The following is a 21252-nucleotide window of genomic DNA, read 5'->3' as shown; positions in this document are numbered from 1 at the left end:
TGGTCGGAGTACACCCAGATGTCCAGGCGTCCGCCGCCGCTGTATCCCTTGTAGGCGAGAGTCCACACCGCCGGGCTGGTCTCGATCTCCCTCCTCGGCGATCTTGCCGGCGTGGGCGCGCAAGTCCCCGCAGATCAGCGAGGTGCTGCCGCTGCTGTATCTGCACGGGCTCTCGACCGGCGACTTCGGCCCGGCCCTCGAACAGTTCCTCGGCACCGGGGCCGGATTGTCGGCCTCAGCGATCACCCGGTTGGCTGCGCAGTGGCAGGACGAGGCCAAAGCCTTTGCTGCCCGCGATCTTTCGAATGTGGACTACGTCTACCTGTGCCGTCGACGGCATCCACCTCAAAGTTCGGCTCGAACAGGAGAAGTTGTGCCTGCTGGTGATGCTGAGGGTGCGCGCCGACGGCCGCAAGGAGCTCGTCGCCATGAGTGACGGATTCCGCGAATCGGCCGAATCGTGGGCGGATCTGCTGCGTGATTGCCGCCGCCGCGGCATGCGCGCGCCGGTGCTGGCTGTCGGGGACGGGGCACTCGGATTGTGGAAGGCGGTGCGTGAGGTGTTCCCGCAGACCCGCGAGCAGCGCTGCTGATTCCACAAACAGGCCAATGTCGCTGCCGCGCTGCCGAAATCGGCACACCCCGGCGCGACCGCGGCGATGAAGGAGATCTACGACGCCGAGGACATCGACAAGGCCCAGCTTGCGATCGAGGCATTCGAAATCGACTACGGGGCAAAGTATCCCAAGACGGTCGCGAAGATCACCGGCGACACCGACGTGCTGTTGGAGTTCTATCGGTATCCGGCCGAGCAGTGGATCCATCTGCGCACTACCAACCCGATCGAGTCGACCTTCGCCACGGTCCGGCTGCGGGCCAAGGTAACCAAGGGTCCGGGTTCACGCGCGGCGGGAATCGCGATGGCGTTCAAGCTGATCGAGGCCGCTCAGACCAGGTGGCGCAAGGTCAATGCGCCCGATCTGGTCGCGCTCGTGCGCAACGGTGCCCTGTTCCACAAGGGCAAACTCCTCCAACGGCCGACCGACATCACCCCGACCGAACCGGCCGCCGCATCAGCGGGACAGGAGGTCGCCTGAAACATACCGATCCACAGGTTTTGACAATATCTCCGGGCGTCGTCCACGCTGGCCAGTGTCCACCGGCCAGTGGATCTCGTCATGTCGGCCGCGCAAAGCGGCCGAAGGGGGAGGGCCGGTTCGGCTACGGCTCTGGAATCGTGGACGCGCGGTTCTTCACTGGTTCTGTGGCGGTGTCGAGGTTGTCGCACATGATGAACAACTCCGCCGCGCCGGTGACTTCCAGCGGGCGTCGCGCCGGATAGGACGGTACGAGGCGTAGCGGTTGTCGGCAGGATTGGGCGACGGTCAGCAGCACAGCGATCCCGGTCGATCCGAGGAAACTGACCGTGGACAGATCTACCACCACCACCGTCTCCGGATCTTTTATCAGAATGTCGCGCAGTGCCCGCTCGAGCACGGGCACGGAGTTGAGGTCGATCTCGCCGGTCGCGGTCACGACCATGGCGTCGCCGACGTTGTGGGTGTGCACCGTCAGCAGGGGGGTGGGGTTCGGATCGTGCATCGAAGGGTCCTCTTCGCAGGGGTGCGTACACACCGCAGTAATCCGGTTGTATCAGTTTTCCACACTCACCACACCGGTACGCCGCTGACGGTACGTGCCAAACTTCTGCCACCGGCATGCGTTGCGGGCGTAGATCTTTCACCTAAGCGGCCATCAGCGAGCTTGAGTCCTCGGCGTGTCGCGCCGGACCTATATCCATCGACGTGTTGCGGGGTCAAGATTCGTGAGTTGGCGACAAAGGGTGATGTGGAAGCGCAGGGCGGTCGGCGGTGTGTGGATGTGGACAGCTACTGATCGGACATCTGAGGCGAACGGCCCGCAGACCGGGGCGGGGGCGTGAGGTTGTGGCGTGTTTTCCGGCGCTGACGGCGTCGGATGCTTTAACTTGTGGGCAGGCATTCCGATCACGAGACCGCTGCGCAGTGGTGATGCCGATCTTCTGGCAACTCACTGGGCATCTGTGAGGTAGGGGTGTTCGAGGCGCGCGACCCTGCCCTGGTGGCGCGCCCCTGGGTCCGGCCAGCAACCGGAACCACGCTGTTGCTGGCAGTGCCCGTCGGCGGGCGCGGGCACCCAACCAGGGCGGCATGCCCTGCCTGCCCCGCCGATGGCGCTGCAGCGACCAGTGTGAGTCGGCGGCGTCGATGCGTGGATGCCCTTTCATGAGAGGATCGCGATGGACAAGCCCGGCCGGGACAGCGCGGTGGCGCTGCTGGTGCAGATCCTGGATCGTTACGGCAGTCTGGAGGCGTTCTCGGCTCAGTTGCATCGTGAACTCGACGAGCCCACCGAGCAATTGCCGCGCCTGGATACGCCGGTGCCGACGTGGCTGGATCCGCCGTGGTGGCCGATCGGAGCATCTTCCTTCGACGACGAAGGCCGACATGCGTGGCGTGGCTCCGAAAGCCGGTGACGAGCCGACCGCAAGGCCGACGGCGAGGCGGGCATCGGGTGCGAGCACGTTGGGCGCCGAGCAATGAGTGATGCTCCCGTGGGTTGGGCGTATTGCAGGCCAAGCGCCTCCTGCGGTGGGCTGCAGGAGGTGCCCGACGAGCCCGCCGACGGCGTCGCTCGCTTTCGCCGCCGCGCCTGACTCTTAGCCCGCCGCGTGCAGCGTTGAACGCGTGCGGGCGCCGTATCCGAGATAATATGCAGCGCAACGACTTACGTCCGCCGTTTGCCCACCGGCACCAATCCGGAATTGGTGCCCTACTCGTCCGGCATCGTGTCGGCGGCGGTCTCGATCAATGCGTCCACCGCGGCCAGCGACGACCACCGATCCACGCAGCACAGCCCCGGACACTGCTCCGACCACGCCACATACGCCTGCTGCCGTGGCGACCACTGGACCTGCACAGACGCCAACAGGCTCCCTGACCGCTTCACCTTTGCCATTGCTTACCCACACCTCCCGCAATCATCGAGCGCGAACATGCTCATCGCCGGCACGCCGCACCCGCAACGCCGGTGCCGACCAAAACTGTTGACCCGCACAGGGTTGCGCAGAATCCCGCCGATGAAACGAACCGTCCAGGCCCCTAACCTTGGGGCGGCCGTGCTGGATTCCCACGCGCCGTCGTCCGACACCGGCAATGGCCACTGCCTCGCCGGCTCCGGAGCGCGCGTCGTATTCGGGTCTGCCCAGCCGCAGCGAGCGGCCGGGGAGAAGAGCCCCGCCCGGTCCATCGGCGGAGGGACCGGGCGAGGTATGCACTCTCCCATGGCAGGCCGTCCGACCCGAGCCGGATCGACCGCCCATCATGCTAGAAGCACAATGGGCACCCGCGGGGCTACCACGCCGAAGGGAAGTCACGCGCTTTCCGCAGGCCAACCCCCGCGAATCGGATACTCGGGGTGAAATCCGGCGGTCGTCGATCCGCTGATTTGGCGGCGGCGGATACAGGGTGTCGATGCCCGGCCCCGTGTTCAGCGGTGTGCGAAGTCGTCTTTAGAGGGGTTCGGGTGGTGTCCCTCACGAGGATTTTGCCTAGCCTCTTCTTGACTGCCGTTCAAGAAGTCTCTACCGTAGCCGGAAGCTGCTTCTTGGATGTCGTCCAAGAAGAGCGATGGAGCGGGAGGACGCGAGTCATGGAAATCAGTGGACCTGCCGATCGGCACGAGGCGGTGGCGGTGCGGCGGCGTGAGGTTTCGTTTCCCTCGGGTCAGGACGATTGCGCGGCATGGCTGTACACCGCGGCCGGCTTGGACGGGCCGCGTCCGATGGTGATCATGGGGCACGGGCTCGGGGCGGTGCGGGAGATGCGCCTGGACGCCTTCGCGCAACGGTTCGCCGAGGCGGGGTGGTCGGTGCTGGTGTTCGACTACCGTCACCTCGGAGCCAGCGGCGGAGCGCCGCGGCAACTGCTCGATATCCGCCGACAGCGTGCCGATTGGCATGCCGCTCTGGCTTTCGCACGCACGCTACGGGAGATCGATGTCGACCGGATCGCGTTGTGGGGCAGCTCTTTCGGCGGCGGCCATGTCCTTCAGGTCGCCTCCGAAGACACGAATATCGCGGCGGTCGTGGCCCAGTGCCCGTTCACCGACGGACCGGCGTCGCTGCGCGCACGTATCCGGACCGGCCCGCTGAGCGCGGTCGCGCTGACCGTGGCAGGCGTCCTCGACACGATCGGTTCCTGGTTCGGCGCGAAGCCGATCCTGTTGCCGATGGCGGGCACATCCTGGATGCCCGCGTTCGTCGCCTCACCCGACGCCCTCGCCGGTGCTTCCGCGCTCCTGCCCGCGGGGACCCGGCTTTCGCGACGCAGCAGCGCGGTGTTGACACGGCTGCCGTCGGTGCGGGCCCGGGTATCGAAGAACATCGCGTTGACCGAGATCGACGGCGAGCCAGAGCCCGTGACCGGTGTCGGTCGCGACAGCGTGTGGGGTGTATTGCGCGGCCCGAACGGTGAATTCGATGCCGCCAACGCCCTGGCGGCACGGCTCGCGTTGCGTCTTCCGCTCTATCGGCCCGGTCGCGCACTGGCCCGCTTCAGCACCCCGACACTGCTGTGCGTCTGCGACAACGACGCGGCCGCGCCCGCCAAGACCACGAGACGGCGCGCGCAGGGCCTGGCGCACGTGCACGTTCAGAATTACCCGTGCGACCACTTCGACATCTACGTAGGCGAGCACTTCGAACGCGCCGTGCGCGACCAACTCCATTTCCTGGCAACGCAATTCGACTACACCGCAGCCGCCACGCAGTAGATCGCCCGGGCTCGTGGACGTGCGCAGGCCGGGCACTCAGCCGGCGGTCGCGGCGAGACTGCGAGCGCTGTTGAGCAATGTCTCGATCACCGCACGCCGCCCGGCCTGTTCCGCCGGATGCGTCAGCAAGCCTTCGACAACGAAAACACCCATCGTGACCAGCGGATCCACACCGTCAACGGGAACGCCGAGCTCGATCAGCTCCGCCCGGAACAAGCCCTCGGCCAGCGCATGGAACTGCTCGTGCCATTCCTGAACGGCCGCAGACTCCCCGGCGCGCGAGTGCACGGTGCTCACCAACCGGCCCAGCTGCTCCAATTCCTCGACCAGCCACACCAGCCGATCAGTCAGGCTCGCATCCAGCATCTCGTTGTAGGCGGCCATCGAATCGGCCAAGACCACGTCCAGGACCGCGATCAATACCGCGTCCTTGTCCTGGAAGTACCAGTACAGCGTGTTCGACACCACTCCGGCGTCGCGGGCGATCCGCGCCATCGACGCCGCGTCGTAGCCCTCCTCGACGAACAACCGCCGAGCAGCCACCACGATCTCGGCACGCTTCTCTTCCCGATCCTGCGGACGTCTGTTGCGAGGCATCTCCAGTCCTGACCTAGTCCCGCCCCGATGCTATCTTGACCAGCCGCCAAGTAGAGGCCCAGCAAGGGAACGCTGCGCAGGAATTCAGGACACGCCGACGATCCGCAGTCCTGTTAAGCCGCACCAGAATCCGCGCGTCAGCACCGAACACGACTTCGAAAAACGACACGCGCGCCCGTCCACGGTCGGCAGGGCCTGGGATTTGGCTCTGGCAGGGATGCCGTATTCCCATGACACCCGTGCCCGCCAGGGCGAGGGCTAGCGCGGGCCCCATCGGAGCGTGACATGGCGGGGGCGGTGAGCTCGGCGAGGGTAGTTGCTTCGGTGTCGACGGCGGCGCGGCCGGGGGCACTGGTAGCGCAGGTAGGCGATGGTGAGTTGGCGGTCGTCGCAGCCGTGCCAACGGGGACTGGCGGTGCCCGGGCGGTGGTCCTGGTTACGAATTGGTCAGCAGGGGGCCACGATCAGGGAAAACCGGTGTGCGTGAGCGGCTGGGCGGTATGTGCTTTGGTGTCGGCGCAGCACGTGACTGCTTCGGTGTCCGAGCCGATACGAGGGTCGCGCCTCAGCGTGCACACCCGAGACGCTGAGGCGAGACCCTTGTCCATTCAGGCGAGATGATGGCATGAAGATCCAGAACAGAGACAGCAGGGACTCGATGACCCGGCGCTGGCGCGCCGTCCATGACGGGATCCGCAAATGGTTGGCGGCACCCGACGACGAGGCCCGCTGGCACGCCGATCGCGCCGGGCGACCCGTGCACTCACGACGCCTCACACGCGCCCGCAGGCACAGACCGGTAGGGGGCTCCAGACGTCAAGGTCTCGCGACGAGCGGGACCGGACTCCGCTGATGGTCATGCCGGGCGGGAAATTTCTAGCCGGCGGTGTAGTCGAGTGGGGGCAGTTCGTCGGCGGCGCGGAATCGTTCGGCGGTGTCGGCGAGCATCTGTTGACACTCACCAGGTAAGGCCGCCGCGGCACGCAGGAGCCGCCGCAGCCGTTCATCGGCCAGTGCTTCGATATGCTGCCGATCGGCTTGGGGGTCGGGTGCCCCGCAGAGCAAAAACTCGGGCTCGACACCGAGACCGTGCGCCAGTGCCTCCACGACTTGGGCCGACGGACGGGTGCGGCGTCCGGACCGCAACTGCGACAGATACGGCCGCGAAATCCGGTAGCCGCGAGCGTTGGCCCGGGCGAAGATTTCCCGGGCGTGTATGGGCCGCCCGTCCGGTCCGGGCCGGTCGAGCAGCCAACGCAGCCTCGCCGCGAATCGTTCGTCGCTGCCGGCAAGATGGTCGAACTGCGCAGACACCGCCACTTACTCTCCTTCGACGACGACCCATTGGTGCGGGAGGGGCGGGCCCACGCAACGGTCATCCCGACCCAAACCAGACACAACAGCGGCGACCATCCTAGAACCGCCACCAACCCCGGCGGCGATGCCACGCCGCGCCGCGAGGCCGCCGCCACTCCAGGCCGCAAAGGGGACGTCGCGGACAGGAACGCAACGAGCCCGGCTACGACCCCATCCTCTCGGGGTGCCGGCCTCGAATACCTGCTGGTGCTCCACCCACCGCGCACATCGCCGATGCCTGCCTGCGCGCCTACTCATCCGCGCAACACTCGCACCAGGACACCCCGGCAGGCATCGGCACCCCGGAACAGGCATGACACCCGCGCAACGACCCGACGTCGCCGCAGCCGCCGCGTTCGAAGTATCCGATGGTCGTCCGCGTTCCGGCTCGGCTCGTACCTGCGGTCTTCAGCCCACTCGGGGTTTGTCGCACACGCCGATAACAAACGCGCCATTCGCACGTATCTTTTCAGCCGGACAGCCGTTATTTTATCTTCGATTTTGCGTCTTCTACCTGCTGTAACGTGATTTTGACCGCCAGATATCGGCCGATCACGGTTTAATAAAATATCGATCGGGGAGCCCGTGAGTCATGGCGCAGAACATACCTAATCGGATTTCGACTACGGTCGGCGCGGATCTCTGCGGCACGACCCTGGCTGCTCTCGCGTGTCTGATCTTCGCGGCGGGCTTGATCGTGTTGACGCATTCGCTGCCGACCGCCGTTGCGGGCGCGACAGCGTTGGCGGCCGCGTGGGCAATGACGGTCAAAATGGTGGCCGCCCGCCCCTTCAGCCCGCTGACACCGGCTCGTCTCGGGCTCTCGGAGGCATGTGTGCAACCCACAAAGCACGCTCGCGCGACCACGCGTAATCAGACGCCGCCGACGCCTCGGGGTTGAGACCGTGAGCCCGGCGCACAGCCCTGAACCGCTTCGCCCAGTGGGTGTTGTGGGCGCGGCTGCCACGCCGAGGTCGACGATCGGTACTGTCCCGCCTGTCGCCGGTATGGCGTCTGCTCGTTCGGCGGATTGGGTCCAGACCGTCGATCACCCGCAGCGGTCGCTCCAGTTTTCCTCGGCAACAGCAACATTTGCGTGCATTCGCCAGGCAGCCGTCGGCGTACCCCGGGCCTCAACGGCAGCGCCGGCGGCACCCCGAGATTGACAATATTGACAATGAGCAACGGTGCCGGTGCCCGGCAGCATCAACCGGGAGTACGGCGGGGCGCCCTTCAGGTAACAGACATCGTCGATCAGCCCGATGTGCGACGACCGCAAGGGAGGGGCCTGGGTTGCGAGATGGCGATGGTGCGATGAAGATCGATTGATCTGATTCGGTATTCGGGGGGAGAACGATGTCGTCGGACGGTGCTGGGCTAATGGGGGAATCCCAGGATGCGAGTGGTCCATTCGAGGCGATCGCAGGTTCGGTGAGGGAGCGCTACCGAGAGCATCTTCGCCGCGCCACCTGGGCCATCTCCATCAGCGTGCTCTTATACGTGGTGTTGGCCGTCATGATGGCGTGGATGAACTTCTCGTGGAGTATCGGCGGCCGCGGTGTGGTTCACTTCAGGCCCACCGTGTCCGTTGCCAACGGTGCTGCGGTGATCGCTGTCTTCGCTACCGCCGTGATCGCGTTGAATGTTTCCGCGCGCGGTGTCAGGGCCTTGGCGCCCGAGACGCTGGCCGCGCGCGAGGTGGAGGCCAGCGGGGGTGATGCGGCCGATGCCTACGCCCGGCACATGGTGTTGGGGCAGGCCGCGTTCGTTTGCGGGGTGGTCGCGGTGTGGGTTGGGCTCGCATCGCTGTTCGGCGCGCAGTCGGATGGTGAAATCATTTCCGGCGCGGCACTTTTCATCGCCGGCTGTTTGATCATGATCATGGGCATCGATGCGACTTCAGGGCTTATGGAAGCGCCGCAAGTGGAGTCCGGTGTCCGTCGATACGTCGCGGCCGAGGACCTGGTGCGAGTTCGAGCGCTGTTGGGATGGCCCGCAAAGGATGGTTCGCGCGACGACAATGCCGCATGGGCCTCGTGGAGGTCGGCGGGATGGTGGAGGTTCATTCCTTCGGGTCGCTTTTGGGGGCCGACACTAGATGTGCTCCTTGTCGCGCTGCTCGCTACCTTGCCCGTCATGACGCTCGAGGGGGTCTATCCGAGTCGGCTTGGATCGGCGCACTATCCGACGCGATACGGTGCCGTTCTGATTTTGACCTTGATGATCGGGCTGACGCTGCACACGACGGTGACGTGGTTGGTTCGCCGAGCCTTTCAGATGGCTGCGCTGTCGGCTTTTTGCACGTTCACACTCGTGACGATCTGGGTCGTCGTGGATTTCGCCCGGTCGGCGCAGATCCGATCCTGGGTGGACCGCCTGCACTATTTCACGGCCGTCCTACTCGCCGTTGTTATTCCCTGCGCACTCTTCGGACGTGTGCTCCGGCCATCGTATCGGGGACTCACGATCTTGCCGGGGACCGGCATTCGGACCTTCATGCAACGGAGTATCGAGAGATACGCGCGTTCTCTGGAACGACGGCAGATCAGCGGAGTCTCGGGTACTCCGCAACCTCCGGATGGCGAGACCCGTTCGTGGACCCAGCGTGGGAGGGAACGCTGGCGGAGGGTCAGAGTTGCCGCGGGGCAAATGACAGGATTCGAGAGGGCGGGGGACTGAGGGCGGTGGGTTCAGCGGAATTCGTTTTCGTGCCGTACTCCGCCCATGGACACGTTTCGCCGATGCTGGCAGTCGCCGAGGAGCTTTCGCGGCGCGGAGGCTGGGTGCGAGTCGTCGTCGGTCCCGAGTTTCGGGAGTGCGTTGAATATGTTGGTGCGCAGCTCGTCTCGCCGACATGGAGTCACGAAGTGCGGGTGCCGCCTGGCCGGTCGCCGCGGGAACTGCTGGACCGTATCGGTCTATGGCACGGCAGACGAAAGACATGGCGATCGATCCGGAGCATGCTCATATCCGAGATGGCACAAGGTTCCGGGCCGCTCTTCGTGGTTGACCCACATGTGCGTGGGATGGTGCCGTCACTGCGGCGGTGCGGGGTGCCCGTGGTTCCATTCTGGACCACGCATGGCCGCGCGCCTTGGTGCCCAGGCCCCGCATTGATGAACCTATTGCCGGATTTGTCGCCCCAAAGGGGTTGGGGCGGTATGCATGCGAGTCTGGTCGGACCGTTGATCGGGCCGGCGACAGGTGGCGATGGTCGGGGCTTCGATTGGCGGCGGTCGGGCGAACGGCTGCTCGTGGTGTCGTCAGGAACGGTGTTCGAGCGATCGGCGCATTTCTTTCGCGCGATCATCGATGAGTTCGCCGACCGAGCCGAGTGGGCGGTGATCATGGCCACGTCGCGCGCCGATCCCGCACTGCTGGGCAGATTGCCTACGAATATCCTTGCACAGCAATGGATACCGCAGCGAGAACTACTGGATGAGGCCACGCTGTTCATCACCCATGGTGGTATCAACTCGGTGCACGAGGCGCTGCTGGCGGGCGTGCCCATGCTGTTGTCGCCGAGGATCAGGGAGCAGCGGCGGACATCTCTTCGATTGCAGCAGATGGGTGTTGGCGAACTCTTGCCGTCTTCGGGAGTGCGAGCCACAGCTGAGCGGCTGGCCGGCGACCGTCGGATGCGGGATCGGCTGGCACGCGTTCAGGATCGAGCTCTCGCCGCGCGCGGGGCCGAACGTGCCGCGGACATCTTGTTGGCGGTCTGGGAACGAAATCGCCGGGCACCGACCGTAGCCAGTGCTCCCAGCGACGGATAAGGTCCCAGGCACCGGGTGGTCTGCGCAGGAGGGATGCGATGGACGAGTTCAGGGCATTACCGTCGAAGCCGTTGTGCATCAATCGAATCGCGGAGCTCGAACAGGCAAGGCGTGCGTTCGAGGGAGCGACCCTGCGGGGCGCTCCGCTGCTGCTGGCGGTCACCGGAGCGGCGGGTATCGGCAAGAGCGTCATGGTCCGAACACTTGCCTACGAGCTGGGGCCGCGGTTCACGCGGACGATCTACTACGGCGCGGTCGGCTCCGATGCTCCGGTCCTGCACGGGGCCGAGGATATCGCGGCGGATCTCCTCGTTCAGCTGGGGGTTCCCTGGCGTGAGTTGCCTGATCCGGTGTTGCGGTGTTCGGTGCTGCGTGCGTTGATCGAACAGCATCGCCCACTCGTCGTGCTCGACGGCATCGACTCGGCGAGTCAGGTGCTTCCGCTGCTCGGCGACGTGCGCGACGCGGCAGTCCTGGTGTCGGGGCGAAAACCTCTGCGGGAGTTGAGAGCAGCCGGTTTCATCACCTTGTCGCTGCGTGGCTTCGACGACGCGGCGGGCATCGAGTTGATCCGCGCGATGGCGGGTGGGGAGATCGCCGGTGTGGAACCGGAGCTGCTGCGACGGCTGGTCTCGGTGTTCGGTGGCGTGCCGGAGTTGTTGGTGGCCGCGGGAATTCAGCTGGCCGACGATGCCGAGTCGGCCGCCGATTTCGTGCGCGACCTCGAGCATGCCGGCGAACTCGACGCCTTCGTCGCCGAACTCAGCCTCGATGAGAGGCCGGTAGTGGTCGCGGTCTGCGACGCCTCCTACGGAAGTCTCACCGTCGAGGAGGCGCGGGCCTACCGGTTACTGAGCGCGATCCCGGTCACCGGGTTCGACCTGGAGTTGGCGGCGGTCGCTCTGGATCGAAGTACTGCGGTGACGAGACGACTGCTGCGGCGATCGGCCGACAAGGCGTTGCTCCGGTGGAACGATGGCGATCTCATCGAATTCCCCCATGCGATGCGCCATCACGCGAGGGCCTTACACCGGAGGTTGGATTCCAACGCCGTGCGTGATGACGTCGAACGTCGAATCGCGAATTGGTGCGTTCGCCGGGCGGTGGCTCTGGCTAAGTCGTTGTCGGATCGCCCCATTCCGGCGGAAGTTGCCGCTTCGGTGTTCCGTGAGGTCGATGCGCGATACACAGGTCCGGACGCGGTCGAGCGTGCAGCCGGCGAGTTCTCCGGCCGGTGGGGCTTGTTCGTTGCGGCACAGCGTGCAGCGCTGGAAGGCGGGCTGTATTCGGAAGCAACCATCCTCGCGATCGCCTTGTGGCCCTTCGCTTATCAAACGCGACGCGTCCACGAACTGGTCGACGGCTACCGTTCCCTGCTCGAGGTTCGCACCGGGACCGGTTCCGGCGCGGCAGGTCTCGCCGAGTCGGCGACGCGATGGCAACTGATGCGTGATCTGGCTGGATTACACGAGTGCGTTGGCGAGACTACGGCAGCGAAAGATCTGTTGGATCGCGCGGCCGCGCTCGGCTACGAGCAGGGCACCGCTAGTCGGCTCGAATGGCAGGCTCTCGCGTTGGAAGGAATGGGGCAGACGGCCGAGGCCCTGGTCGTGCTCGCGCAAGCCTGGGACGCTGTCCGGCTGTTGGACGACCCAGCACACCGAGAGCGGTCCTACCAGCTGCTGCGCATGCACCGTGCTCGGATGCGGTTGAGCTCTGGCACTTTCGAAGACTCGGGAGAAATCGATAGTGTGACAGCGGATCTGGTCATCGCTGAAGCGTATTTCCGGTCACGGGGCGAGGTCGACGCGGTGAATTCCGCGCTCTGCAGGGGATTGCGTGGTGACATCGCCGCAAAGACCGAATCCTCCGAACACGCGGAGCTGTTGTGGTCCGAGGCGCTGGATGTGATGCTGGCCTACGGCAAATACGCCGAGGCCGCCACGCTGTATGAGCGATTGCTGCGCGAGGCCGAACGCAGGGGCAGGACCGCCGATGCGCAGCGTCACCGTGAGGCGTTGAGCCGGTGTCGGGAGCGATTCAGCTAGTGAAACGCATGCTCAGCGGGTGACGTGTACGCGCAGCCCGTGTCGTCGCGTGCCGAACTCGGCGACGATGTGCCCTGGTAGGTCATCGTCCTTTAACGCATAGAGCGCCGACACCGCCGCCTCGCCGGGACAATGTGGGGAGGTCGCCGTGTACAGGCGACCGGCTCGGTCCAATGCCATTGCCTCGGTGCCATCGGTGAGAGCCGCCAGTTCACATCGGGGATGCGCGGCTAGGGTGGCGTGCAACCACGCCGCAGCGTCGCGGCCGGCATCGATGCGTGGTGAGACCAGGATGTTCGCCAGCGACCGCAGGGTGCGGACAGGATAGTCGGTGTGGCAGGACAAATGAGTGTCGGCGCGGGTACCGAGAGGGGCTCGGCTGACTTCGGCGGGGCGTCGGTCGAGGTGCACGGCGGCAGTGCCGGTGCGAGTGACGGTCACCAGGTGGGCCGAGGATTCCGGGGCGGCCGTGGTGCGGGGCGCTTCGACCACCGGGACGACGATTTCGCTGTGCGGCAAGGACAATTCGAGCAGATCGTAGAACAACCCTCGGAGCCGTTCGAGGGACCGTCCCGGATATCCGGTGGTCAGTTCGGCGATGTCTGGTGAGCCGATGAATGCGCTCCCGGCCATGGCGTCGATGTGCGGGCGATAAGGGCCGTGCGGGGGTAGGCGCGGTGCGTGTCTGCCCAGTTCCCAGATAGCGGTTTCCGTTGGGACGTCGGGGAATTGAGCCACCAGGGTAGGTTGTCCGATCGCTGCTCCGTATCCGGTCACCGAACCGTTGTCGCCGATGAGGACGTCTGCGGCGATGAGTCCCGCTCGCCAGCCGTCGATTTCGTCAAGCATGATCAGCCCGGATCGAACACAGTCCGCGTACCACTGCGCGACCTGACCGGGGCCGTGCAGGTGTGTGATGTTCGGGTGCAGGATCGCGGCCACGGCGTACAAGTCGAGGGGGAGTTCGGCGAGGAGCTCACGAAGCAGTGCGAATCGGCTGCCGAGGGTGGAGTCCGCCGACCAGGTCGAGGAGACAACGATCAGGGTGCGATCGCCGATGCCCAGCGCGAGCCGATATCGTTGACGGAAAGGAAGGCTGACCAGAATCCGATCGAAGCAGGGATCGCCTGCTACATACGCGGATTCGACGGCGGCGGGTGCGGATCGCGCGAGCCTGGCGACATCTCTTGGGTGTGCGAAGACCAGTGCGTTCGCAAATGGACGGCCGTCACGCAAGACCCATTCGGGTGAAAGCCCGAAAACGTTCCTGGCTCCTGGCTCCTGGCTCCTGGCTCCTGGCTCCTGGCTCCTGGCTCCTGGCTCCTGGCTCCTGGCTCCTGGCTCCTGGCTCCTGGCTCCTTCGGGAGAGTATTTAGTATATCCGATTCCGTGTGACAGCACTGCCAAAGGTGTTGTCAATTCATTGATTCCGTCGTGGTGGCTGGCTGTTATCGCAAGGTCGAACGTGCGTCTGGTCGCTGTTGTCCACGGTAGGTGCGGAATTCCTGTGTCGTTGATCGATTCTTCGAGTCCGTGGCGGAAGGGTTCGCTGGGGGTAGCAGTGAACGTCAGTGCGACTCGAGGGTCGCTGTCGAAGACCGGTATGACATCCAGCAGCCGATTCAGGGTGGTGAGGTTGTGTGCCACCAGAAGGACGCTTCGTTGCGGCGAAACGGTCTGCCATGCCGGGTCGTTCATGGCATCTCTTTAGCACGAGTACGGATTGGCCGCGAGGCGCTGACCCCACTGCGGGGATCGGAGCTACGGCTCTTCGGCCGCTTCTGGATTGGGATTATTTGTCGCACTGGCGATTTGAGCAGCGGTGAGGACCGCTGTCATTCCTGGATTCAGCCCGCGGAGGTCGGCTCCGGTCATCGTGGCATGTTCCAGGGCGGCGTCGATGAGGTCGCATCCGGTAAGGGTCGCTCCGACGAGCGTGGCGTGCGTCAGACGGGTGCCGCGTAGTGACGCTCCAGTCAGGTTCGCGCCCGTGAGCATTGCGTGGTCGAGATTCGCGCCGGTGAGATTGGCGGCGCTCAGGTCAGCGTATCTGAGGTCGGCGTCGGCGAGTTGCGCGCTGCTCAGGTCGAGGGCGTGCAGTGGGGCGCGCGGCAGGCGTACTCCGATGAGGTTCATCGGCGGGTCGTCTCGGCGGGGCCGGCGTCGGCGGAGTGCGGTCAGAATGGCGGTGATGTCGTTGGGTAGCTGCTGCCGTTTGCCGTTGCCGGTGAGCGCAGCGGTCCGGGTACGAAGGAGATCGGCGAATGCCTCGAGTGTCCGGGCGCGGTAGTCCGGAGAGTACGACATCATCTGTTCCAGGGCACGGACCGCGTCGGCCCGGGTGTCGGCATTGTCGTTGAACAGCCGATCCATGGCCGTGTGGAATTTGTCGGCCCGATGTTTGGCGCGGTCGAGCAGGAACTTGGCGACTCCGACGAAGCTGAGTGCGACCGGGATGGCGGCGCCGACCGCGGTGGTCAGATGGTTGCGTAATGCCTCTTCCTGCTTGCTGTCTCGGGTGAGCCACATGGGGAACAGATAGAGCAGACAGACCATGACGGCGGCTGTCACAAGCACCGACACCGCGAGGAGCCACCGCTGTCTTCGAGTCACAAGATCCATTGCAGCAGATCCAGCGGCTCGTTGCGGCGCAACCGATGGTTTGCGCAGTGCTCATCAACGCGAAATCGCCGGTGTGGAAGAGTCTTTCGCGGAGATCAATGCCCGGTAGGATGCCAGGCGAGCAGGGGAGGCGGATGGTGAACGGCGGCGGGCGCTGGCAATTACCACAGCGGAATCGAAACCATGTGAACCGGGACAAAGTGCTACTCGCGGCGGCTGAAGCGGCGCGCAGCACGAACGGAAACTCGATCATCGTGCTCACCGGGTTGAGCGGAATCGGAAAGTCGGCGACCGCGCTGGAACTAGGGCATCGGATGTCGAGGAATTACCCGGACGGTCAGCTGCTGTGTTCGTTCCCCGACTGCGGGCCCGCGGATTCGTATTTCTCGGACGCGATCACTGATCTGCTGCTCGGCTTGGGCGACCGGCCTGAGGATATCCCGGATCGGCGGGACGCGCTGCACGGGCGATACCGCGACCGCACGGCGGAACTGCGGTTGCTGATCATCGCCGACAACGTGAAAACCAAGGCCCAGATCCGCTGGCTATGTCCCGCCGACGGAGAGTCGCTGCTGGTGGTGGCGGGCACTGCCGCAGCTACCGATCTCAGCGGTGGGGGAGTTTCGGTGTTCGAACTCGAGCAGTTGGCCGAGAGCGATTCTCGCGAGTTGCTATGCCGCATAGCGGGTGTCGACCGAGTGGCGGCGGAACCGGAAGCCGCCCAGCAAATTCTGCGGATGTGCGACAACATCCCGTTCGCGCTATGCATAGCAGGCGGGATGCTCGCCCTGCACCCGCATCGTTCCGTCGCGTCCTTGGTCGAGCGGCTCTCGGATGAGGGGCGGCGGTCGGCCGCGCTGTCTCTGGAGGAGATGTTCGGCGCGGCCTACGATTCGGTATCCGCACTCGCTCAGCGCTGCTACCGGATATTCGGATTGCATGGGCACGCCGGACGTTTGTCGGTCGAAAGCGTGGCGGCGGCCGCCGGAGCATCCCGCGGCGAGGTGTACAGCGCGCTGATGGAACTCACGGATCTGTACCTCCTCACCGACCGTGACGGCTGGTTCCACGCTCTCGAGCTGGTGCGGGTGCACGCGCGGTCGGTGCATACCTCGGTCGGCGAACGAGAAGATGCCGAGCGGGCACTGCTGGAACATTTCGACCGCCGGCTCTGGTCGGCGGACGAGCTACTCGCACCGGCCAGGCCGTGGCGGCGGCTGTTGTTCCCGGACGATACTTCCAGCGCAGGTGAATTCACCGATGTCGCGTCTGCGCGCGCCTGGATCTCAGGCAATCTGCCCAACCTGGATGCAGCCGCGCGGCACGCTGAAATCGCCGGGCAGCCCGAGGTCATCATCCGTTGGTGCACGCTGCTTTGGTCGTTCCACGAAAAGGACAAGCGGCTGGACACCATGCGCGCCATGCATCTGCGCGCCATCTCGGCGGCCGAGCGTGCCGGCTCCAGCGCGCTCGCGAGCCTGCTGCTGACGCAGATGGGTTTCCTGCACTACTGGTTGCGTGAATTGCAGGACGCCACAGCACAGTTCGAACGCGCCGCTCGGCTGGCCGTGTCGCTGCAGCCAGGAGCCGCAGCGCTGCAGCTCGAGGCTTCGGCAGTGGAAGGCGCAGGATTGAGCTGGCTGGCCCGCAACGATATCGCCGCCGCCCGGGTGGCGCTGCGCCGGAACTACCAGCTGGCGCGCGCCCTCGGTGATCCCCGCCGAATCGCCCTGGCGGCCATGCACGGTGGCAAGGCAGAAGGACCCGCGCGGGCGTTACCGCTGTTCTCCGAAGCCGCGGCGCTTTTCGGTGGTCTTGCCTCCGATGAGGCCGAGAACCTCGCGAAAGTGGCGATGTGGCGCGGCCACAAGTTGACCGAGATCGGTGAACTCGCGACGGCGCAAGCCGAATTCGACTCTGCAGAAGCCGTCATGCGGGATCGCGGACGCCCTTTCGACCAAGCGGAGATCCTAGTCTTCAAGGCCGAGCTCGCCACCCGCGCCGGGTGCATCGATGAGGCCAGAGAGCTCTACCATCAGGCTCGAAGTCGTTATGCCGAACTGTGTTTCGCGGAGTCCGTCAGGACGGTGGATGCCGCGCTCACTGCCTTGGAGTAGTCGTCGCCTTCAGCGGGTCCGAGTGACCGTCACGGTGTAGGTCCGGTCCGCGCAGTCGATACGCCACGTTCCCGTAAGGGTTTCGTTGTCGCAGTCCGAGTTGTGGGTAACGATCGATGCGAACCGGCAGCACGCCTGATCGGTGCCGGTTGCCTCGAACAGCATCCGACGATCGCCGATGAGCCAGCGGCCCGGGGCGATCGGTACGGCAGCGACGAGACAGCCAGGAATCTCCGACAGGGTGCCTTCGATCCACTCTCGTGCATCGGGACCGAGCGTGCCGATCAGCAGATCTGCGAGGCCCGTCAAAGCCAGGTCCGGCTGACGGAGGTCGACGGCCAGATGCGTTCCGGCGGTACTGGGAAGTCCGGTGTTCAACCGTTCCGCGGGATACCTCACGATGGCCGCCTTTCGGTCCCCGTGCGGGGTCACGGCAACGATGTGCGCCGCGCCGGTCGAGGACAATGGTGCGGCGGCGGGCAACATGGTCGCGGTCGCGGCCTCGACGGGCTCGGGCAATCCGAGCGTGTGATACATAGCGGCTCTGAGTAATGCGGGACTCTGGTCCGGGACCGAGGTGGTCTGGTCGACGATGCCGGCGAATCGTTCGAAGGAATTGTCGGCGCAGGCCCGGCGGATCTGCTCCTCCAGATCGCCGTTCGGATCCAACCTATTGCCGGCCGACAGCATATGCGCGATAGGGGAATCGGGGTCCACCGTCTGCGACGGAGTGGTCGCCAGCAGCAGTGGCCGCCCCAAGGCGGCGCCGTAGAATGCCACCGAACTGTGATCTCCTACCACCAGGTCGCAGGCGACGAGACCCGCACGCCAATCGTCCACGTCCTCGGGAATGTGTACACCGGCTCGTGTGGCATCGGCGAGATATTGCGCGAATTGCCATCGGGAGTGCTGAGCGCGAATGTTCGGGTGTGGTGCGAGCATGATGCGAAATTCATCCGCCGGCAGTGCACACGCCAAGCGGCGAGGTAGATCGGGTGCGGTTGCGAGCAAGGAATGCGGGCCCCAAGTGGAGGTGATAACGATCAAGCGCTGCGCAGGGCGCAACCCCAGGATTCGGCGGTATGTGGGGCGCAACGGGCGACTGGCGCGCATCCGGTCGAAGCAGATGTCCCCGGCGATCAGGGTGTTCGGGATGGCTTCCGGGCAAGTGCGGCGGAGTCTCTTCTGTTGCTCCTCATGACTGAGCACGATGATGGACGGCACTACACGTCCCTTGTGTACCAGCCACTCGCGGGATAACCCGAATACCGAATGTTCTTTGTTCTTTGTTCTTTGTTCTTTGTTCTTTGTTCTTTGTTCTTTGTTCTTTGTTCTTTGTTCTTTGTTCTTTGTTCAAATATTTATTGTATCCCATTCCGTGTGGTACGACAAACAAAGGCGCCCGAATTCGATGGAGTCTGCCCCCGTAACTCGCGGATACCGCAAGGTCGAATTCGTTATGCATCGCTTCTTCCCACGGAATCTCATACGCTCCCCGCTCGGCGAGAAAACCAGCGGTATCGGTGTCGAACACGGATGATCCGGTGCGGCTGAAGACAATCCGGATCCGTGGGTCCGAGGCAAGTAGCTCAACAGTGTCGAACAACCGCGTCGCCGCCGTCGTATTGTGCGTCACCGCCAGCACTGTCCGCTGATTCGGGTAGGTAGACCATTGGGCCGAACGGTGAGGCGGTAGCGCAGCGGGTGACACGCCGACCGATCGTAATCGCAACGTCCGGCGAGAACCCTCTTCGGGTGGGCCTGTGCTCGGGTAGGAAGGACATCGACAGAGTTGTAGAGACCAGGAGAGTCGATGGCGCGCTCCGACGACCATATGTCCATGGCACAGTTCGAGTTGCTGCGATGGGTGGCTGACGGGTGCGCGGCGGGGGTATACAGCGGCACCGCTCATCGTGTCTCGGCTCGTGCCTTACACAATCGTGGGCTCGTTCAGGTCGACGGCAAGGGGTCAACTTGGACGGCGACGGTCACGGCCAAGGGGCAGCAGCAGTTGAAGGAGCACGCCGCGTGGATCGAGGCCCAACGAAATCGGGAACGACGCGAGGAACAGGACCGGGCCGAACGTGAACGTGAAGCTCGGCAGCAGCGGGAGCGTGCGGTCGGGTTGCTGGAGGAAGTCGTAGCGGCCGGCGGACGCCTCGAACTGCCATTGGAAGTCGGATCCGACGTGGTGGTTCGGGGCGCGAACTGCCTAGCGTTGGAAGGGCTTTTGCCGCAGGGCCAACGACTGACATGCGAGCCGACCCGGATGGACCCGTCACTGGGAGTGACGGCTTACCTGGAACCGGACCCGAAGGCCCTTACGCCATTGCGGAAACTCGAGATTCCACAGCAACTTCGCGATCCTCACCCAGCGGTCGCCGCATTCCGAGACAGTCGTGCACGCGTGTCGAAGGCACAGATTCCGCGTGCGGCACGGTATCTCCAAGCGGTCGTGCTCGCGGCGAAAGCGTTGGGCTGGAAGGTTTCCGACCACAGCAGGCGGGCATACGGTCCACGCGGGTCCGGGCGTTCGGATCTTTCTCTGCGGCTGCCCTCACGCGAAATCGAGGTCGTCGTGCGCGAACTCGACGAGCGAGGCCGAGGCGGGAATGTCTTCATCACCGATTCCGATCCGTATACGCGCGTTGAGCGCACGCGGGAGAACAAGTACTTCGCGGCCTCCGGCCGTCTCTGCGTCACACTGACCAAAGCGTGGGAACAGCACCCGATCCTTGAGCAGCGTGACACCGCGAAAGCGGCCATCGAGGATCAGCTGGCCGCACTTGTCCGGCATCTGGAGATCGCCGAAGCCGAAGCAGCGTGGAAGCAACAAGAAGAGGAGCGTCGCAGCAAGATTCGGGAGGTGCGATGGGAAGAGGTGAAGCAAGCGGCATTCATCGAACTGACCTACGAGCGCAACGCCGAACATCTCCGTGATCAGCTGACGCGCCGTGACGCCGCGACAAGCATGCGCGCGTATGCCGACGAGGTGAATGCGCAGGCCGCCCGCCTCGGCGACGACGCCGCCGAGGCGGCCCGGGAATGGGCCGACTGGATCCGCCGGCACGCCGATCGCACCGATCCGATCACCGGGCCGCTCGCCGTCGTCCGGCTGACTTCTTGCAGTCATGACGAGCTCGAACCACACATGAGGGGCTGGAGTACACACGGGCCGTTTCGACAGCCGCCCGAACGGGCGTTCTGATACTGCCGGGACTTTCAGTCGGGGTCGACAACGCGTCGCTCGCGGACTCGAACAGCCGGGCCGTGATCGATCCGAAAGAGACCCTTCGACGCGTGGGGCTCGACGTCCTTGCTTGTGCGGGTATCGAACTCTTCGTCGCCACCTACCTGACCATCCTCGCCGCTCAACGCGCCGATGCTGCCAAACTCGTCGCCGCTGCCGAACACCGCGGCTGGATCAACGAAGCTGAATGCCACCGCCGACTGCTCGCCCGCCTGGACACCGCGATCGCAGACGCCAACTATAGCCGGATTCCCGAAACCCCTTCCGACCCAACCAAACCCAGCAGTTCAATGGGTCGGATGATGTGGTGACAACGCGTCGATGGAGAACTTCTTCTCCACCCTCAAGGCCGAGTTGGTCTGTCGGCGGAGCTGGCGGACCCATGACCACGACGAGAACACCTGTTCGCCTACATCGACGGCTGGTACAACTCCCAGCGCATCAGCAGAAGCTGTGCTCGTGATCACCGGACGAGTTCGAAGCCGGTTACCAGCAACAGGTTCCAGCCGGAACCAGATAATCCGCTGTTAATACGCTGTCCGGGTTAGCGGGCAACCTCGGCTGGCCACGACGACAGTGATCTTCCTGCTCCTGGGCGGGTTCACCCCGCCGCTGCGCGAGGAGCTGTACTTCCGTGCGGCGCTACCACAAGCTCGGCCTGTTCACCGAGCCCG

At 64.9% G+C, this 21252-nt stretch carries 16 protein-coding genes and 1 pseudogene; 9 read left to right on the top strand and 8 right to left on the bottom strand.

Annotated elements, in window-relative coordinates:
- Positions 1–91: 91 nt before the first annotated feature.
- Positions 92–1097 (top strand): annotated as a pseudogene (locus D7D52_RS32455) (IS256 family transposase); the annotation flags it as partial.
- Positions 1098–1221: 124 nt separating this feature from the next.
- Here the strand turns inward: D7D52_RS32455 and D7D52_RS32450 are convergent.
- A complete protein-coding gene (locus D7D52_RS32450) occupies positions 1222–1602 on the bottom strand; it encodes an STAS domain-containing protein (RefSeq protein WP_120742515.1) in 381 nt (126 codons plus the stop codon).
- A gap of 676 nt (positions 1603–2278) precedes the next feature.
- Between D7D52_RS32450 and D7D52_RS32445 the strand changes: the two genes are divergently transcribed.
- Positions 2279–2515, top strand: coding sequence for a hypothetical protein (locus D7D52_RS32445; RefSeq protein ID WP_120742513.1), 237 nt, complete (start codon positions 2279–2281; stop codon positions 2513–2515).
- A 296-nt stretch (positions 2516–2811) separates the two neighbouring features.
- Here D7D52_RS32445 and D7D52_RS32440 read toward each other — a convergent pair whose 3' ends face one another.
- Complete coding sequence (locus D7D52_RS32440; RefSeq protein ID WP_162958700.1) at positions 2812–2967, bottom strand: hypothetical protein; 156 nt, start codon at positions 2965–2967, stop codon at positions 2812–2814.
- Between the two features lie 723 nt (positions 2968–3690).
- Between D7D52_RS32440 and D7D52_RS32435 the strand changes: the two genes are divergently transcribed.
- Positions 3691–4812, top strand: coding sequence for an alpha/beta hydrolase (locus tag D7D52_RS32435; protein WP_120742509.1), 1122 nt, complete (start codon positions 3691–3693; stop codon positions 4810–4812).
- A 36-nt stretch (positions 4813–4848) separates the two neighbouring features.
- Here the strand turns inward: D7D52_RS32435 and D7D52_RS32430 are convergent, their stop codons facing one another.
- Together D7D52_RS32430 and D7D52_RS32425 are read right to left on the bottom strand one after the other, a co-directional pair.
- The gene (locus D7D52_RS32430; RefSeq protein WP_120742507.1) at positions 4849–5409 is read right to left on the bottom strand and encodes a TetR/AcrR family transcriptional regulator; all 561 of its coding nucleotides are present in this window, start codon (positions 5407–5409) and stop codon (positions 4849–4851) included.
- A gap of 876 nt (positions 5410–6285) precedes the next feature.
- Positions 6286–6729, bottom strand: coding sequence for a helix-turn-helix domain-containing protein (locus tag D7D52_RS32425; protein ID WP_120742505.1), 444 nt, complete (start codon positions 6727–6729; stop codon positions 6286–6288).
- A gap of 1416 nt (positions 6730–8145) precedes the next feature.
- Here D7D52_RS32425 and D7D52_RS38215 point away from each other — a divergent pair.
- The 3 genes from D7D52_RS38215 (at position 8146) to D7D52_RS32410 (ending at position 12589) form a co-directional block, all read left to right on the top strand.
- Complete coding sequence (locus tag D7D52_RS38215; protein WP_162958699.1) at positions 8146–9444, top strand: hypothetical protein; 1299 nt, start codon at positions 8146–8148, stop codon at positions 9442–9444.
- Between the two features lie 482 nt (positions 9445–9926).
- A complete protein-coding gene (locus tag D7D52_RS38210) occupies positions 9927–10541 on the top strand; it encodes a nucleotide disphospho-sugar-binding domain-containing protein (protein ID WP_162958698.1) in 615 nt (204 codons plus the stop codon).
- Positions 10542–10579: 38 nt separating this feature from the next.
- Positions 10580–12589 carry an ATP-binding protein gene (locus D7D52_RS32410; protein ID WP_162958697.1) on the top strand — a complete coding sequence of 670 codons (2010 nt, stop codon included), beginning with the start codon at positions 10580–10582 and terminating at the stop codon, positions 12587–12589.
- Between the two features lie 12 nt (positions 12590–12601).
- Here the strand turns inward: D7D52_RS32410 and D7D52_RS32405 are convergent, their stop codons facing one another.
- Complete coding sequence (locus D7D52_RS32405) at positions 12602–14287, bottom strand: hypothetical protein (protein ID WP_162958696.1); 1686 nt, start codon at positions 14285–14287, stop codon at positions 12602–12604.
- A 63-nt stretch (positions 14288–14350) separates the two neighbouring features.
- Positions 14351–15172 carry a pentapeptide repeat-containing protein gene (locus D7D52_RS32400; protein WP_162958695.1) on the bottom strand — a complete coding sequence of 274 codons (822 nt, stop codon included), beginning with the start codon at positions 15170–15172 and terminating at the stop codon, positions 14351–14353.
- An 86-nt stretch (positions 15173–15258) separates the two neighbouring features.
- On the opposite strand from D7D52_RS32400, the gene D7D52_RS32395 reads away from it, so the two are divergent.
- Positions 15259–17328, top strand: a complete 2070-nt coding sequence (locus tag D7D52_RS32395) for an NB-ARC domain-containing protein (protein WP_162958694.1) — start codon at positions 15259–15261, stop codon at positions 17326–17328.
- Positions 17329–17337: 9 nt separating this feature from the next.
- On the opposite strand, the gene D7D52_RS32390 is transcribed toward D7D52_RS32395, so the two are convergent.
- Together D7D52_RS32390 and D7D52_RS38585 are read right to left on the bottom strand one after the other, a co-directional pair.
- Positions 17338–18552 carry a hypothetical protein gene (locus D7D52_RS32390; RefSeq protein WP_162958693.1) on the bottom strand — a complete coding sequence of 405 codons (1215 nt, stop codon included), beginning with the start codon at positions 18550–18552 and terminating at the stop codon, positions 17338–17340.
- The gene (locus tag D7D52_RS38585; RefSeq protein WP_187703066.1) at positions 18524–18964 is read right to left on the bottom strand and encodes a hypothetical protein; all 441 of its coding nucleotides are present in this window, start codon (positions 18962–18964) and stop codon (positions 18524–18526) included. The genes D7D52_RS32390 and D7D52_RS38585 overlap by 29 nt, the downstream gene beginning before the upstream one ends.
- Before the next feature lie 177 nt (positions 18965–19141).
- Between D7D52_RS38585 and D7D52_RS32380 the strand changes: the two genes are divergently transcribed.
- Both D7D52_RS32380 and D7D52_RS38205 read left to right on the top strand, forming a co-directional pair.
- A complete protein-coding gene (locus D7D52_RS32380) occupies positions 19142–20536 on the top strand; it encodes a hypothetical protein (RefSeq protein ID WP_120742489.1) in 1395 nt (464 codons plus the stop codon).
- 62 nt (positions 20537–20598) lie between these two features.
- A complete protein-coding gene (locus D7D52_RS38205; RefSeq protein ID WP_162958692.1) occupies positions 20599–20889 on the top strand; it encodes a hypothetical protein in 291 nt (96 codons plus the stop codon).
- The last annotated feature ends 363 nt before the right edge of the window (positions 20890–21252 follow it).

This window comes from Nocardia yunnanensis, from assembly GCF_003626895.1.
Classification (GTDB): Bacteria; Actinomycetota; Actinomycetes; order Mycobacteriales; family Mycobacteriaceae; genus Nocardia; species Nocardia yunnanensis.
This window is presented reverse-complemented; position numbering and strand designations above follow the sequence as displayed.

Bases quoted from the DNA above. Each gene is read 5' to 3' on its own strand.
- D7D52_RS38210 (WP_162958698.1), top strand. From the start codon at position 9,927: ATGCATGCGAGTCTGGTCGGACCGTTGATCGGGCCGGCGACAGGTGGC.
- D7D52_RS32450 (WP_120742515.1), bottom strand. From the start codon at position 1,602: ATGCACGATCCGAACCCCACCCCCCTGCTGACGGTGCACACCCACAAC.
- D7D52_RS38215 (WP_162958699.1), top strand. From the start codon at position 8,146: ATGGGGGAATCCCAGGATGCGAGTGGTCCATTCGAGGCGATCGCAGGT.
- D7D52_RS32405 (WP_162958696.1), bottom strand. From the start codon at position 14,287: ATGAACGACCCGGCATGGCAGACCGTTTCGCCGCAACGAAGCGTCCTT.
- D7D52_RS32430 (WP_120742507.1), bottom strand. From the start codon at position 5,409: ATGCCTCGCAACAGACGTCCGCAGGATCGGGAAGAGAAGCGTGCCGAG.
- D7D52_RS32410 (WP_162958697.1), top strand. From the start codon at position 10,580: ATGGACGAGTTCAGGGCATTACCGTCGAAGCCGTTGTGCATCAATCGA.
- D7D52_RS32380 (WP_120742489.1), top strand. From the start codon at position 19,142: ATGGCGCGCTCCGACGACCATATGTCCATGGCACAGTTCGAGTTGCTG.
- D7D52_RS32445 (WP_120742513.1), top strand. From the start codon at position 2,279: ATGGACAAGCCCGGCCGGGACAGCGCGGTGGCGCTGCTGGTGCAGATC.
- D7D52_RS32435 (WP_120742509.1), top strand. From the start codon at position 3,691: ATGGAAATCAGTGGACCTGCCGATCGGCACGAGGCGGTGGCGGTGCGG.